11 protein-coding genes are annotated in these 13,925 nt (G+C 55.4%); 9 read left to right on the top strand and 2 right to left on the bottom strand.

All coding sequences use genetic code 11. The features are described from left to right. Positions 1-11 precede the first annotated feature (11 nt). The 6 genes from tig to L1F30_RS09655 all read left to right on the top strand — a co-directional run bounded on the left by tig (position 12) and on the right by L1F30_RS09655 (position 8,788). On the top strand, positions 12-1,334 hold the full coding sequence (gene tig, locus L1F30_RS09680; protein WP_253355714.1) for a trigger factor: 1,323 nt from the start codon (positions 12-14) through the stop codon (positions 1,332-1,334). Between the two features lie 215 nt (positions 1,335-1,549). After that, a complete protein-coding gene (gene clpP / locus L1F30_RS09675; RefSeq protein ID WP_253355712.1) occupies positions 1,550-2,191 on the top strand; it encodes an ATP-dependent Clp endopeptidase proteolytic subunit ClpP in 642 nt (213 codons plus the stop codon). A gap of 125 nt (positions 2,192-2,316) precedes the next feature. After that, a complete protein-coding gene (clpX, locus tag L1F30_RS09670) occupies positions 2,317-3,615 on the top strand; it encodes an ATP-dependent Clp protease ATP-binding subunit ClpX (protein ID WP_253355710.1) in 1,299 nt (432 codons plus the stop codon). A gap of 203 nt (positions 3,616-3,818) precedes the next feature. Beyond that, positions 3,819-6,227 (top strand): endopeptidase La, encoded by a 2,409-nt coding sequence (gene lon, locus L1F30_RS09665; RefSeq protein ID WP_253355703.1) that lies wholly within the window; start codon positions 3,819-3,821, stop codon positions 6,225-6,227. A 245-nt stretch (positions 6,228-6,472) separates the two neighbouring features. Next, on the top strand, positions 6,473-6,748 hold the full coding sequence (gene hupB / locus L1F30_RS09660) for a nucleoid-associated protein HU-beta (RefSeq protein ID WP_183910085.1): 276 nt from the start codon (positions 6,473-6,475) through the stop codon (positions 6,746-6,748). A gap of 162 nt (positions 6,749-6,910) precedes the next feature. Next, entirely contained in the window at positions 6,911-8,788 is a 1,878-nt protein-coding gene (locus L1F30_RS09655) for a SurA N-terminal domain-containing protein (RefSeq protein WP_253355701.1), read from the top strand. A gap of 392 nt (positions 8,789-9,180) precedes the next feature. Here the strand turns inward: L1F30_RS09655 and L1F30_RS09650 are convergent, their stop codons facing one another. Continuing rightward, on the bottom strand, positions 9,181-10,755 hold the full coding sequence (locus L1F30_RS09650; RefSeq protein WP_253355699.1) for a LysM peptidoglycan-binding domain-containing protein: 1,575 nt from the start codon (positions 10,753-10,755) through the stop codon (positions 9,181-9,183). A gap of 104 nt (positions 10,756-10,859) precedes the next feature. Further along, the gene (gene gloB / locus L1F30_RS09645; protein ID WP_253355697.1) at positions 10,860-11,639 is read right to left on the bottom strand and encodes a hydroxyacylglutathione hydrolase; all 780 of its coding nucleotides are present in this window, start codon (positions 11,637-11,639) and stop codon (positions 10,860-10,862) included. Positions 11,640-11,753: 114 nt separating this feature from the next. On the opposite strand from gloB, the gene L1F30_RS09640 reads away from it, so the two are divergent. The 3 genes from L1F30_RS09640 (at position 11,754) to dnaQ (ending at position 13,914) form a co-directional block, all read left to right on the top strand. Next, positions 11,754-12,656, top strand: a complete 903-nt coding sequence (locus tag L1F30_RS09640) for a class I SAM-dependent methyltransferase (RefSeq protein ID WP_253355695.1) — start codon at positions 11,754-11,756, stop codon at positions 12,654-12,656. Between the two features lie 65 nt (positions 12,657-12,721). Beyond that, entirely contained in the window at positions 12,722-13,159 is a 438-nt protein-coding gene (rnhA, locus tag L1F30_RS09635; protein WP_253355693.1) for a ribonuclease HI, read from the top strand. A gap of 41 nt (positions 13,160-13,200) precedes the next feature. Next, positions 13,201-13,914, top strand: coding sequence for a DNA polymerase III subunit epsilon (gene dnaQ / locus L1F30_RS09630; protein WP_253355691.1), 714 nt, complete (start codon positions 13,201-13,203; stop codon positions 13,912-13,914). Positions 13,915-13,925 lie beyond the last annotated feature (11 nt).

Genomic DNA, 13,925 nt, shown 5'->3' with positions numbered 1-13,925 from the left:
CGAGGATAAAAATGCAGGTTTCTATCGAAACGACTTCCGGTCTAGAGCGTCGTTTAACGGTGGGTGTTCCCGCCGAGCAGATTGACAGCGAAGTTAATAAGCGATTGCAGCAGGCCGCTAAAACCGTGCGTATCAACGGTTTCCGCAAGGGTAAGGTGCCTTTGAAAGTCGTTAAGCAGCGCTTTGGCGCCGGCGTTCGCCAGGAAGTGGTTGGCGAAGTAATGAGCCGTTCGTTCTACGACGCTGTTAGCAAAGAAGATGTGAAGCCGGCTGGCCAGCCAAGCATTGAGCCCAAGCAGATGGAAGAGGGTAAAGACCTCGAGTTTGTGGCAACCTTTGAAGTTTACCCTGAAGTTGCACTGGCAGATTTCGCGGGCCTGGAAGTTACCCGCCTGACTGCAGGCGTAACCGACGCCGATATCGACAAGATGATTGAGGTTTTGCAAAAGCAGCAAGCCACTTGGGAAGATATCAAGCGCAAAGCCAAGAAGGGCGACCGCGTAAACATCAGCTACGTGGGCACCAAAGATGGCGAAGCCTTTGAAGGTGGCAGCGCCGAAAACCAATTCCTGGTGCTGGGTTCAGACTCCATGATCCCCGGTTTTGAAAAAGGCCTGATCGGCTGCAAAGCTGGCGAAGAGCATGTGCTGGATTTGACCTTCCCTGAAGATTACCAGGCCGAAGAGCTGCGCGGCGCCGCAGTTCAGTTCAAGGTCACTGTTAATGGTGCTGCTGCCCAAAAGCTGCCAGAGCTGGATGACGCCTTCTTTGAAAAATACGGCGTAACCGAAGGCGGCGTTGAGAAGTTCCGCGAAGAAGTTAAAGCCAACATGGCCCGTGAGCTGAAAAACGCAGCCCAGGCCAAGGTGAAAACCCAGGTAATGGACGCCTTGGTTGAAAAGCACGACGTTGATCTGCCAAAGGCATTGGTTAAATCTGAAATTGGCGCCTTGCGCAATCAGATGGTTCAGCGCTTTGGTGGTGCTGCCAACAACCAGCAGATCGACTTTGCCTCTCTGCTGCCAGACGACATGTTCAACGAGCAGGCCGAGCGCCGTGTGAAATTGGGCCTGGTTGTGGGCGAGATTATCAAGGCTAACGAAATCAAAGTAGACGCCGAGCGCGTGCGTAGCATGGTTGAAGAATTGGCCAGCACCTACCAAGAGCCTGAAGAGGTTATCAACCACTACTACGGTAACCGCGACCTGTTGGCCAGCGTAGAATCGGCAGTATTGGAAGATCAGGTAGTAGACTTCCTGTTGGCCGCCGGCAAGGTGGTTGAAAAGGAAAGCACCTACGATGAAGTGATTAAACCGGCGGAAAAAGACGCCTAATCGCTGATCTGATACCAAAAGCCGCGACGTAAAACTCGCGGCTTTCTTTTCTTGGCTATGCTTGTTGTATTGGCAGTAGGGCCAGTCTCGGGTTAAGCTCCCAGCATTGGAAACTAAAATCTCAACTTCGGTCAAAAAATAACCACGATGTTGGCGATGGGTTTTAAACGCAGACGCACAAATTCAGAACGAAAAACAAGGAATTAACAATCAAGATGGCAAGTTTTGATGCAGTTGATGGTGCCTCCGGCATAGTAACCAACAGTTTGGTGCCCATTGTTGTTGAGCAAACCGCCCGCGGTGAGCGCTCTTACGACATATACTCGCGCCTGTTAAAAGAGCGTGTCATCTTTTTGGTGGGGCAGGTGGAAGATCACATGGCCAACCTGGTGGTGGCCCAGCTACTGTTCCTTGAAGCAGAAAACCCCGATAAAGACATTCACCTCTATATTAATTCGCCCGGTGGCTCGGTAACCGCAGGTATGTCGATTTACGACACCATGCAGTTCATCAAGCCCGATGTGAGCACCATGTGCTTGGGGCAGGCCTGCAGTATGGGGGCATTTTTGTTGGCCGCTGGCGCCAAGGGTAAGCGCTATTGCCTGCCTAATGCCCGCACCATGATCCACCAGCCAAGCGGCGGTGCGCAGGGGCAGGCAAGTGATATTCACATCCAGGCCCAGGAAATCCTCAAGATTCGCGAGCGCCTGAACACCATCATGGCCGAGCATACCGGTCGCACTGCCGAAGAGATTGCCAAGGATACCGAGCGCGATAACTTCATGAGTGCCGAAGAGTCCCTGAAGTACGGCCTGATCGATAAAGTGCTGGCGAGCCGCCCCAAGGCTGAAAAGTAAGACGTAATAGCAGGATCTAAGCGCCCGGAGGGGCTAAACTCCCGTTTCAGGGTGGTTTGCACTTGAAAAAACAGGGCAAAGCTTGCATCTTGTATGAATAGACATGTGGTAACTGGAGTGGATCGATGACCGATCGCACAAAAGAAGGTGGAGATGACAACGGCAAGCTGTTGTATTGCTCCTTCTGTGGCAAGAGTCAGCACGAAGTTCGCAAGCTGATTGCCGGTCCTTCTGTGTTCATCTGTGATGAATGCGTGGACCTCTGTAATGACATTATTCGCGAAGAAATCCAAGAGGCTGTGGCCGAGGGCGACAGTGGCAAGCTGCCTACGCCGCAAGAAATTGCCGCAACCCTGGATCAATACGTCATTGGTCAAAAAGTAGCCAAAAAGGTGCTGGCAGTGGCGGTATACAACCACTACAAGCGCCTGCGCACGGGTGAAAAGACCGGTAAAGACAAAGAGCCCGTTGAGCTTGGCAAGAGCAACATTCTGTTGGTGGGCCCCACCGGTAGCGGTAAGACCCTGCTGGCAGAAACCCTGGCCCGCATGCTGAATGTGCCGTTTACCATCGCCGATGCCACCACTCTCACCGAAGCCGGTTACGTGGGTGAGGATGTTGAGAACATTATTCAGAAGTTGCTGCAAAAGTGCGACTACGATGTGGAAAAGGCCCAGCAGGGCATTGTGTACATCGATGAAATCGACAAGATTTCCCGTAAGTCTGATAACCCTTCAATTACCCGCGATGTGTCGGGCGAGGGTGTACAGCAGGCGCTGTTGAAGCTCATTGAAGGCACCGTGGCCTCTGTGCCGCCCCAGGGCGGACGCAAGCACCCACAGCAGGAGTTTTTGCAGGTAGATACCGCCAACATCCTGTTTATTTGTGGTGGCGCATTTGCGGGCCTAGATAAAGTCATTCGCGATCGCTCCGAGAAGGGTGGAATCGGCTTTGGCGCAGAGGTCAAAAGCAAAAATGACAAACGCAACGTGGGCGAAGTGCTACGCGATGTTGAGCCCGAAGATCTGGTGCGCTACGGCCTGATTCCCGAGTTCATTGGCCGTTTACCGGTGATTGCAACCCTTGAAGAGCTGGATAAAGACGCGCTGATTACCATCCTCACCGAGCCGCGCAACGCGTTAACCAAGCAATATGCCCGTCTGTTCGAGATGGAAGGCGTAGAGGTTGATTTCCGCCCAGACGCGCTCGACGCCGTGGCCCAAAAGGCTATGGACCGCAAAACCGGTGCCCGGGGTTTGCGCTCGATCATGGAAAACGTGTTGCTTGATACCATGTACCGCATTCCCTCCGAAGAGGGTGTGGCCAAGGTGGTGGTAGACGAGTCTGTGATCAAGGGTGAGTCTGAGCCCTTGCTGGTGTACGAAACCCAGGAGCAGCCTGCGAAAGCGGCGCCCCAAGACTAGAAAGTCACCAGATCGATTAAAAAAAGGGCCTAAGAGGCTCTTTTTTTATGCCCACAGGCCCTTAGCGCTTGTAAACAGTAGACAGCGCCCCCACTGTGTGAGTAACGTAAAAACGCAGATGACTGTACCGTTGGCCGTCCGAAACAGCTGCTAGGCTTCACTCAAGCCCCGCGTAACGGTCAACATAGATAAAGAGGCACCCTATGGATTACCAAGCACCCACTGAAAGCAGCGCCGACCTGCCTTTGCTACCCCTGCGTGATGTTGTGGTTTACCCCCACATGGTCATTCCGTTGTTTGTGGGGCGTGCCAAGTCGATTGAGGCACTGGAAGCGGCCATGGCTGCCGACAAGCAGGTTTTGCTGGTGGCACAAAAGAATGCCGCTGATGACGACCCAACCAGCGATGATTTATACGACATCGGCACAGTTTCCACCATTTTGCAGTTGCTGAAACTGCCCGATGGCACTGTCAAGGTGCTGGTAGAGGGCGGCGAGCGTGCCAAGCTTAACAATATCATCGAAATGAACGGCTATTATCAGGCCAGTATTGCAACCTTGGCCTCCGATGATGTGCCCGAGCGTGAGGCAGAAGTGCTGTTGCGCTCTGCCATGACCCAGTTCGAGCAATACGTCACCCTTAGCAAAAAGGTGCCCGCCGAGGTGATGACCTCGCTTTCGGGAATCGATGATCTGGGCCGTTTGGCCGATACTGTAGCGGCGCATATGTCGTTGGAATTGGCGCAGAAGCAGGAAATCCTCGAGATGATTTCTGTGCGCCAGCGCCTTGAACATCTGCTGGGCTTGATGGAAGCCGAAATAGATTTGTTCCAGGTTGAAAAGCGCATTCGTGGTCGCGTTAAAAAGCAGATGGAAAAAAGCCAGCGCGAGTACTACCTGAATGAGCAAATGAAAGCCATTCAGAAAGAGCTTGGCGATATTGGCGAAGAGGGCAACGAGTTCGATGAGCTCGAGCGTAAAATTGCCGATGCTCAAATGCCCGAAGACGCCGATCAAAAAACCAAGGCCGAGCTTGCCAAACTGAAAATGATGTCGCCCATGTCGGCCGAGGCCTCGGTGCTGCGCAGCTACATCGACTGGATGGTAAACGTGCCTTGGAATAAGCGCAGTAAAGTGCGCCACGATCTGGCCCGTGCCGAAGATATTCTGGAAGCCGATCACTACGGCCTGGAAGAAGTGAAAGAGCGTATTCTTGAATACTTGGCCGTGCAAAAGCGCGTCAAAAAAGTTAAAGGGCCTATTTTGTGTTTAGTGGGTCCACCGGGTGTGGGTAAAACGTCACTGGGTGAATCTATCGCCCGTGCAACCAATCGCAAATTTGTGCGCATGGCGCTCGGTGGTGTGCGCGATGAGGCCGAGATTCGCGGCCACCGCCGCACCTACATTGGTTCGCTGCCCGGTAAGCTCGTGCAAAAAATGTCGAAAGTGGGCGTTAAAAATCCGCTGTTTTTATTGGATGAAATCGACAAGATGGGCATGGATCACCGCGGTGATCCGGCCAGCGCCTTACTTGAGGTGTTAGACCCAGAGCAAAATGCCAAGTTTAACGATCACTACCTCGAAGTGGATTACGATCTTTCAGACGTGATGTTTGTGTGTACATCCAACTCCATGAATATCCCCGGCCCGCTATTGGATCGCATGGAAGTTATTCGTATTCCCGGCTACACAGAGGATGAAAAGCTCAATATTGCCAAGCGCTACCTGGTGCCCAAGCAAATGACAGCCAACGGCTTGAAAGCGCACGAAATTGAAGTGACCGACGACGCCATTTTGGGTGTGGTGCGTTACTACACCCGTGAAGCCGGTGTGCGTGGCCTGGATCGCGAGATGGCCAAGTTGTGCCGCAAGGTGGTGACCGAGCACGTTAAAAACAAAACCAAAAATTGCGTCACCGTCAGTGAAGCCAACCTGGAAGATTTCCTGGGTGTGATGAAATACGATTTCGGTCGCGCCGATGCTGAAAACCAGATTGGCCAGGTAACAGGCCTTGCGTGGACACAAGTGGGTGGCGAGCTGCTAACCATTGAATCCTCTGCGGTTAAAGGCAAGGGGCGCATGGTTAAAACCGGCTCCTTGGGTGATGTGATGCAGGAATCTATTCAGGCGGCACTCACCGTTGTGAAATCGCGCGCACAAGTGCTGGGCATAGCCCCTGATTACCACGAGAAAATGGATATCCATATTCACGTGCCCGAAGGTGCCACACCCAAAGACGGCCCTAGTGCCGGTATTGCCATGTGCACGGCACTGGTAAGTGTGCTCACAGACATCCCCGTGCGCTCGGAAGTGGCCATGACCGGTGAAATCACCCTGCGAGGTGAGGTGCTGCGCATTGGCGGGTTAAAAGAAAAACTGCTGGCGGCACACCGTGGCGGCATCAAAACCGTGGTAATTCCGGCCGATAACGAGCGTGATCTGCGCGATATTCCCGATAATATCAAAGCGGACTTGCGCATCTTGCCGGTGAAATGGGTAGATCAGGTGCTCGAAATTGCACTGCAAGACATGCCAAAGCCCTATTCGGATGAAGAATACCGGGCGTTGGAGCAGCAGGCGCAAGATAGCCAGAAGCGAATCAGCACGCATTAACTGGTTATTATTTGATCGTAGTGGCGAGGCTTTGCCCGGTTCCGCAAAAAACCGTAAAAACCCGTGCAGGCCGCGCCAATTCTGCGATTCATGCCTTGACCGGCCTCTGCACAGTTGGTATAAATCGCAATTCGTTACGCGATGGTCAGGCAGAGCGCGGCTTGAACAGACGTTGTTTAATTTTTAATAGTCGTTACAGTTTTCGTTGTAAACAGTGGAACTTGTAATAATAAAAGGGGTTTAGTGTGAATAAATCTGAATTGATCGAAGCGATTGCTGCTTCTGCGGATATCCCAAAGGCTGCTGCCGGCCGTGCGTTGGATGCAATGGTTGACTCAATCACTGGTGCGTTGAAGCAAGGTGATCAGGTTGTATTGGTAGGTTTTGGTACCTTCGCAGTTAAAGAGCGTGCAGCGCGTACCGGTCGTAACCCGCAAACGGGTGCAGAGATTCAGATCGCTGCAGCAAAAGTACCTGGCTTCAAAGCCGGTAAAGCGCTGAAGGATGCTGTAAACGGTTAATATCTGCTGTTAGCAGAGCGCTGGCAAGCCAAAAGGCTAGCCAGGCAATCGCGAAAAAGGCGCATCCCTGATGCGCCTTTTTCATATCACCGGCGCAGATAAATGCCGGGTTAACAAGATCTATTGCCGCGTTGCGCGGTGACACACTTGCTGGGGTAGACCATGCTGCAATCATTTCGTGACAACCTAAAAGGCACGGTTGCGATGTTCTTGGTATTGTTGATTTCAATACCCTTTATCTTTTTTGGTGTAGACAGCCTGTTTACTGGCGATGCACAGTCTGGCAAAGCTGCCGAAGTTAACGAAGATGTCGTAACGGAAAACCAGCTGCGTCGCGCCATTAGTGTTCAGCGTGATCAGCTTACCCAGCGTTTCGGCGATCAACTGCCCGCAGACTTTTTATCCGACGAGCGTTTGCGTACGCCCGCACTGGATAACCTTATTAATCGCCAGCTTCGCATTCAAGGTGCTGAGGCCGGCCGCATGACCATCAGCGACAAAGCCCTGGATGAACTCATCGTCAACGCACCGGCTTTCCAGGTTGATGGAAAATTTGATTCGCAGCGTTTCACCTACATGGTGCAATCTATGGGCTATACGCTTGCGGGTTATCGAGAAATGATTCGCCAGGAAATCATTGCCGCGCAATACACCTCAGCAGTAGCGCTGTCGGGTTTTGTCACCGAGCAGCAGCTTGCCCAATACGTGAGCCTCGCTGAGCAGGCGCGCGATTTTTACTGGGTAACCCTGCCATTGGCGCCGGTGCTTGAAGGCACCGAAGTGTCTGATGCGGAAATCGAAACCTACTATCAGGAAAACCAGGATAAATTCCAGGTGCCTGAGCGTGTGAGCGCCAAAATCATTGAGCTCAACGTGGCCGACATTGCCGCCGGCATTGAAATTACCGATGAGCAGGTAGAGGCCCAGTACCAGGAGAACATGAAGTCTTACGAGACTGAGCCAGTGCGCCAGGCGGCACACATTCTGGTTGAAGCCGAAGACGAAGCTGCAGCCCAGGCCAAGCTTGCTGAAATTGAAACAGCACTGGCCGCCGGCGAAGACTTCGCAGCCGTGGCTGCGCGCTTGTCGGACGATTTGGGCACCCGTGAAACCGGTGGTGATTTGGGTTTCACCTCTGGTGATACTTTCCCCGAGGAGTTTGAAACAGCGCTGGCCGCGCTCGAAGTGGGCCAGTACTCCGCGCCCGTGCAAACCGATGCCGGCTACCACGTCATCAAGCTTGTGGCCGTTGATCAGGCCGAGCCGCCAACACTGGCCGAAGAAGCGCCAATGATTCGCGTGGCGCTGGCTGAATCCAAAGCCCAGCAGCGTTTTGTTGAAGTGCTGGAGCGTTTGAAAGAAGAAGCCTATAACACCGACAGCATTGAAGATGTAGCTGCTACCCTTGGCTTGCAGGTGCAAACTGTGCCTGCGTTTTCGCGTGCAGGCGGTCAGGGTTTGGCGGCAGATCCTCGCGTGGTAGAGGCAGCTTTTGCCGCAGACGTACTTAAAGATGGCCATATCAGCCCGGTGCTGGAATTGGATGAATCCAGTGTGGCGGTGGTGAAGGTGACTGAGCACCTGCCTGCAAAGGTAAAGCCATTGGCCGAAGTTTCCGATTTGATTTCAGCACAGCTTGCCCAGCAAAAGGCGCAGGATGCGCTGGCGGCAAAAGGCGAGGCCTTGTTGGCTGAGCTGCGTACTGGTGCCGATGTGGAAACCCTTGCCGCCAGCCAGGGTGTAGAGTGGCAAATCAGCCGTGATATCAAGCGTGACAACGACCAGTACGATGCCACCTTGCTTGCCCATGTGTTCGACATGAGCCTGCAGGGCGAGCAGGCAGCCTACAGCCAGGCCTATGTGCAATCGGGTGATCTGGTATTGGTGAAGCTTGTAAAAGTTGAAGACGGCTCACTCACTGCCTTGTCTGCAGAAGAGCGCACGGCGCTGGCCAATCGCCTGCGCTATGAAATTGCCGCCGCCGAAGTGGCAGCCTTTGAGGCAGACCTGAAGGCCAAGGCCGAGATCAAGGTTTACTAAAAACCTGATCTTGCCCGCTACAAAAAAGCCAGCCTCGCGCTGGCTTTTTTGTGCGCGGCTGGCTTTGCCATGGGAGGCGTTAAACCCCACGCGTTGCGATTCACATTTCAGTTGCCTTTGTAGCGGCATCCCGCCTATGGGGCGAATCTCTGGCGTGAATCTATGGTGTGACTAGTATTACAGGCTTGTCTGCTGCGAGCCCTTGCAAAGGCTTTGGTAAGGCTACTTCAGCGAGAAAGGGCTGAGGCCTAAGTGGGGCCCGGATGCAGCGGTGCACTTTCGATTGCTGGCTATTGTTGATTGTGCCCGTGTTTTGAGCTGCAAGAAAAAGCCCCGGTCAGCCGGGTGGCTGCCGGGGCTTTGGGTGTTTTGAGTGCCCTAAAGCGTTCGGGTTAGTTAACCCGTGTGACATCCACAAACAGCGTGATGCGTTGGCCAGGGTGAATGTAGCTTTTGGTATCCATGGTATTCCATTTCAAAATGTCAGATACCTGCAGGTTAAATTTACCTGCAATGCGCGCCAGTGAATCGCCACGGCGCACCCGGTAGTTCACCTTGCGAATAACCCCGTTGCTGCTGGTGTTTTGTGCAACCTGCACATTAGACCAAAGCACCAGCCGTTGGCCCGGTTTGATCGGGTCTTTCGGCGCCATGCCGTTCCAGCGGGCGACGTCGCGCACGCTCACACGGTGTGCGCTGGCAATTTTCCACAGGCTGTCGCCGCGCTTAACCACATAGCTGGTTTTCTGGCTGCCGGATTTACCTTGCGAGCGCGCCTGCTTGCTCTTGATGCGTTGATCCTGGCTGTAGGCGTAAGATTCCACCGGCTGGCTGGCCACGGGAATCACCAGTGTCTGGCCCTTGCGAATCATGTTCGAGCGCAGGTCGTTAGCGGTTTTCAATGCACTCACGCTTGTGTGGTAGCGCTTGGCAATGAGGTTCAGGCTGTCGCCGGATTTAACGGTGTAGTTGGCCCAGCTTACGCGCTCGCGGGCCGGTAGTGCGGCCAGCTTCTGGCGAAACAGCCCGGCTTTTTCCACCGGCAGCAGGAAGTGGTAGGGGCCTTCGGGATCTGTGGCCCAGCGGTTGTAGCCCGGGTTCAGGTGGTAGAGGTCATCGAGTGGCATTTCTGCAAGCTCGGCGGCCTGTGCCAGATCCATTTGGGCATCTACATCAATGCGTTCAAAGTAGGGGGTGTCGGGTATGGTCAGCAGGCTGATGCCGTACTGATCCGGATTGCGCACAAGCTCGGCCAGCGCCAGCAATTGCGGCACATAGGCGCGGGTTTCGCGGGGCAGCTTGAGCGACCAGAAATCCGTGGGCTTGCCTTGTTTTTTGTTGCGGCGAATGGCCTTGCGTACGTTGCCGCCGCCGGTGTTGTAGGCCGCCAGAGCCAGCAGCCAGTCGCCATCAAACTGGCGGTTGAGGTTGCTCAGGTAGCGAATAGCGGCACCCGTTGAGGCTTCGATGTCGCGCCGCCCGTCGTACCACCAGTTCTGCTTCAGGCCGTAGTGCTTACCGGTGCCGGGAATAAACTGCCAAATGCCCGAGGCGCGGCCGTGGGAGTAGGCGAAAGGGTCGAAGGCGCTTTCTACAATGGGCAGCAGTGCCAGTTCCAGTGGCAGGTCGTGGGCTTCCAGCTCAGACACAATATGGTACATGTAGCGGTTGGCCCGCTCAGACACCCGCTCCATGTAGCGTTTGTTCTTGGAATACCACTTGATGTAGGTATCTACCCGCGGGTTGTGTGCGGGTTCTATCTGCATGCCTGCGCGTATGCGATCCCATACATCCGGGTGCTCGGCCGGCGCAAAGGCCAGCCACTCGGCTTCATCAACCGGGCAAAAGGCGTGGGTGGTAGGGGCTTTCTGAGGTGTGGCCACCTCTTGAATCGGGGTCTGGCTGCAACCGTACAGCAAGCCGCACGCAGCAAGCGCCACGGCCAAGGGTTTCAACGTGTATTTCATTGGGTGCCGGAAACTATCTGCGTAATTGCGGTGAATTGTAGGGAGGCTGCGCAGGCTGGTCAACAAACGATCATAAACCTGCGTCATGCTAATAGCTTTTTGTCTTAAAAGTTGTCCTTCCAGCGGCGCAGGGCACCCATGACCTCAGCCTCGTCTGCCAGTGGCGTACCGGCCTGCAAGTGGGCCTTTTGCTGCACCTCTGGTATGTGTGTGCGCATGAACGGATTGGTGGCAAGCTCCAGCGCCAGGGTGGAGGGCAGGGTGGGCAGGCCGGCTGCGCGCTTGCATTGTTCTTGGGTGCAGCGCTCGCTAATGGCGCTGTTGCCTGGCTCTACGGCCTGGGCGAAGGCGAGGTTGGCCAAGGTGTATTCGTGCGCGCAGCACACAAGTGTTGAGGGCGGCAGTGCTTTAAATTGCGCAAGCGCCCGGTGCAATTGCGCGGGCGTGCCCTCAAACAGGCGCCCGCAGCCTGCCGCAAAGAGGGTGTCGCCACAAAACAGCGCGCCCGGTTGCTGATCATCGGGGGCTAAAAAGTAGGCAATGTGATCCAGGGTGTGGGCCGGCACGGCCAGTATCTCCAGCACCCAGGGGCCAATGGTTACCCTTTGCCCTGCATCCACCGGGTGGGTAATGGCGCGAATCTTTGGGGTCTCGGGGCCGTAAACGGGCAGGCCCGGCCGGGCTTGGCACAGGGCTGCCACACCGCCTATGTGGTCGGCGTGGTGATGGGTAATGAGTATGCCCGCAAGGGGCAGTGCCTGCAGCGCCAGCCAGCGCTCCACGGGCTCGGCTTCCCCCGGGTCTACCACCCAGCACTGGCGGCCATCGCTCAGGGCCCAGATGTAGTTGTCTGAAAAGGCGGGGATTGGGGTTAAATCGAGCATGGGGTCTCCTTGGCGGCTGGCAGCGCAGTGTGGCAAAGCGCCGGTGGCTGTGTCCATAATAGAGAAGTGAAAAACCAGAAGCTAACCTAACAGCCAAGGTGCCATGGAGAGTGTATGAGTTATCTCACCCCGCCCGAACGCTTTAAACGTCTGCCCGGCCTCACGCACTGGGGCCGCGGGCTGCCGCCGCTGTCGGAGGCGGTACCGGCCATGGAGGCCTGGTTTCGCACGCCCGTGGGGCGCGAAATGCTGAGCCGCGAGCTGCAGCAAGTAGACGAAGTGCTCCAGTGCCTGTTTGGCTACCACCTCTGCCAGATGAGCGTGTGCCGCAACCTTGAGCTCACCACCACCAGCCGCATATTGCACCGCTTTAGCTTAAACCCCCTGGAGGCCAGCCAATCACCGCACGGGCCTGCGGCCCTTGCGCTACCTGAGCAATTACCCCTGCCGCAAGAGAGTACCGATGTGGTGCTGTTGCACCACATTCTGGAGTTCTCCAACCGCCCGCACCAGGTGCTGCGTGAGGCAGCCCGGGTGCTCATTCCCCGCGGCCATCTGGTGATTGTGGGCTTTAACCCCTGGAGCTTTTTGGGCTTGTGGAAGGCGCTGGCCGCTTGGGGGCGCGAGCCCCACTGGCGTTATCAGGCGTTGTCTGTACGGCGTTTGACCGATTGGCTGAGGCTGCTGGATATCGAGGCCACAAGCCTCAGCCGCGGGTTTTATCGCCCGCCCATTCAGGGCGCGCGGGCGCTGGCACTCATGCACACCTGGGATAGCTGGTGCGAGCGCTGGCAGTGGCAAGGCGGCGGCTTTTACGTGATGGTGGCCCGCAAAGAGGTCACACCGCTCACGCCCATCCGGCCTGTGTGGGCGGGCCGGGAGGTGTTGCAGGGCTTGGGTGCACGCACCATGCCCAAATCCAACAAGGTGGCCCAGCGCCGTGCAGCGCCAGGCCCTGGCAACAAGCCCGGCATGGGTCGCAATCGGGGCTACAAAAACCCGCCTTCGGAATCCTGATCTGGTATCCTCTGCGGTTTGATTTTGCCCGCCGCGGGCGGGCGCCTGAACCAGTAAGGATGTGTGTGAAAAAAGTAGAATTGTTTACCGATGGCGCCTGTAAGGGGAACCCCGGGCCCGGCGGTTGGGGCGTGTTAATGCGCTACGGCGAGCAGGAAAAATCCCTGTGCGGCGGCGAGGCCCACACCACCAATAATCGCATGGAATTAATGGCGGCCATTGAAGGGCTCAGGGCGTTAAACAAGCCCTGCGAGGTGCTGCTCACCACAGATTCCCAATACGTGCGCCAAGGCATCACCAGCTGGATGGCCAAGTGGAAGCGCAACGGCTGGAAAACCGCCAGCCGCCAGCCGGTGAAAAATGAAGATTTATGGCGCGCCCTCGATGAGCAGGCCGCGCGCCATCAAATTGAATGGGCCTGGGTGAAAGGCCACTCCGGCCACCGGGAAAACGAAATTGCCGATGAGTTGGCCAATCTCGGTATTGAAAAAGCCCGCAGCTAAGCCTTCTTGCAAACATTGATAACCGAATAAAGCGTGCAGATATGCGTCAAATAGTACTCGATACAGAAACCACCGGCATAGACCCGAACCAAGGCCACCGCATTATTGAAATCGGTTGTGTAGAGCTGATAAACCGCAAGCTCACCGGGCGCCATTACCACCAGTACATCAACCCCGATCGCGAAGTGGAGCAGGGTGCCATCGATGTGCACGGTATCACCAATGAGTTTCTGGCAGACAAACCGCTGTTTCGCGCAGTGGCCGATGATTTTCTGGCCTTTGTGGATGGTGCCGAGCTGGTTATTCACAACGCGCCCTTTGACGTTGGGTTTATCAATCACGAATTTCGCATGCTCGCCGATGGCAAGCGCAACATTGAAACCTATTGCGGCATTGTAGATACCCTGGCACTGGCGCGCGCCAAACACCCGGGCCAGAAGAATAACCTTGATGCCTTGTGTAAACGCTACGGGGTAGATAACTCCCAGCGGGATTTGCACGGCGCCTTGCTTGATGCCGAAATTCTGGCAGATGTTTACCTGCTCATGACCGGCGGCCAAGAGGCGCTGTCTTTTGCCTCTGCCAGCGAGAAAAAAGACACAGGCGGCAAGCAAGGTATTCGCAGGCTTAACGCCAACCGTGCAGCACTGCCCGTGGTTCAGGCCGATGCCGCAGAGCTTGCCGCGCACCAACAAAAACTGGAAAAGCTACAAAAGGTTTCGGGCGCGTGCCTGTGGTTACAAACCGGTGAGTGAGGGTTTTTCCT

It is taken from the genome of Simiduia sp. 21SJ11W-1 (assembly GCF_024138675.1).
In the GTDB taxonomy this organism is placed as follows: domain Bacteria; phylum Pseudomonadota; class Gammaproteobacteria; order Pseudomonadales; family Cellvibrionaceae; genus Simiduia.
The sequence above is the reverse complement of the archived record's forward strand: the minus strand, read 5'-3'. Positions and strand labels throughout refer to the sequence as shown.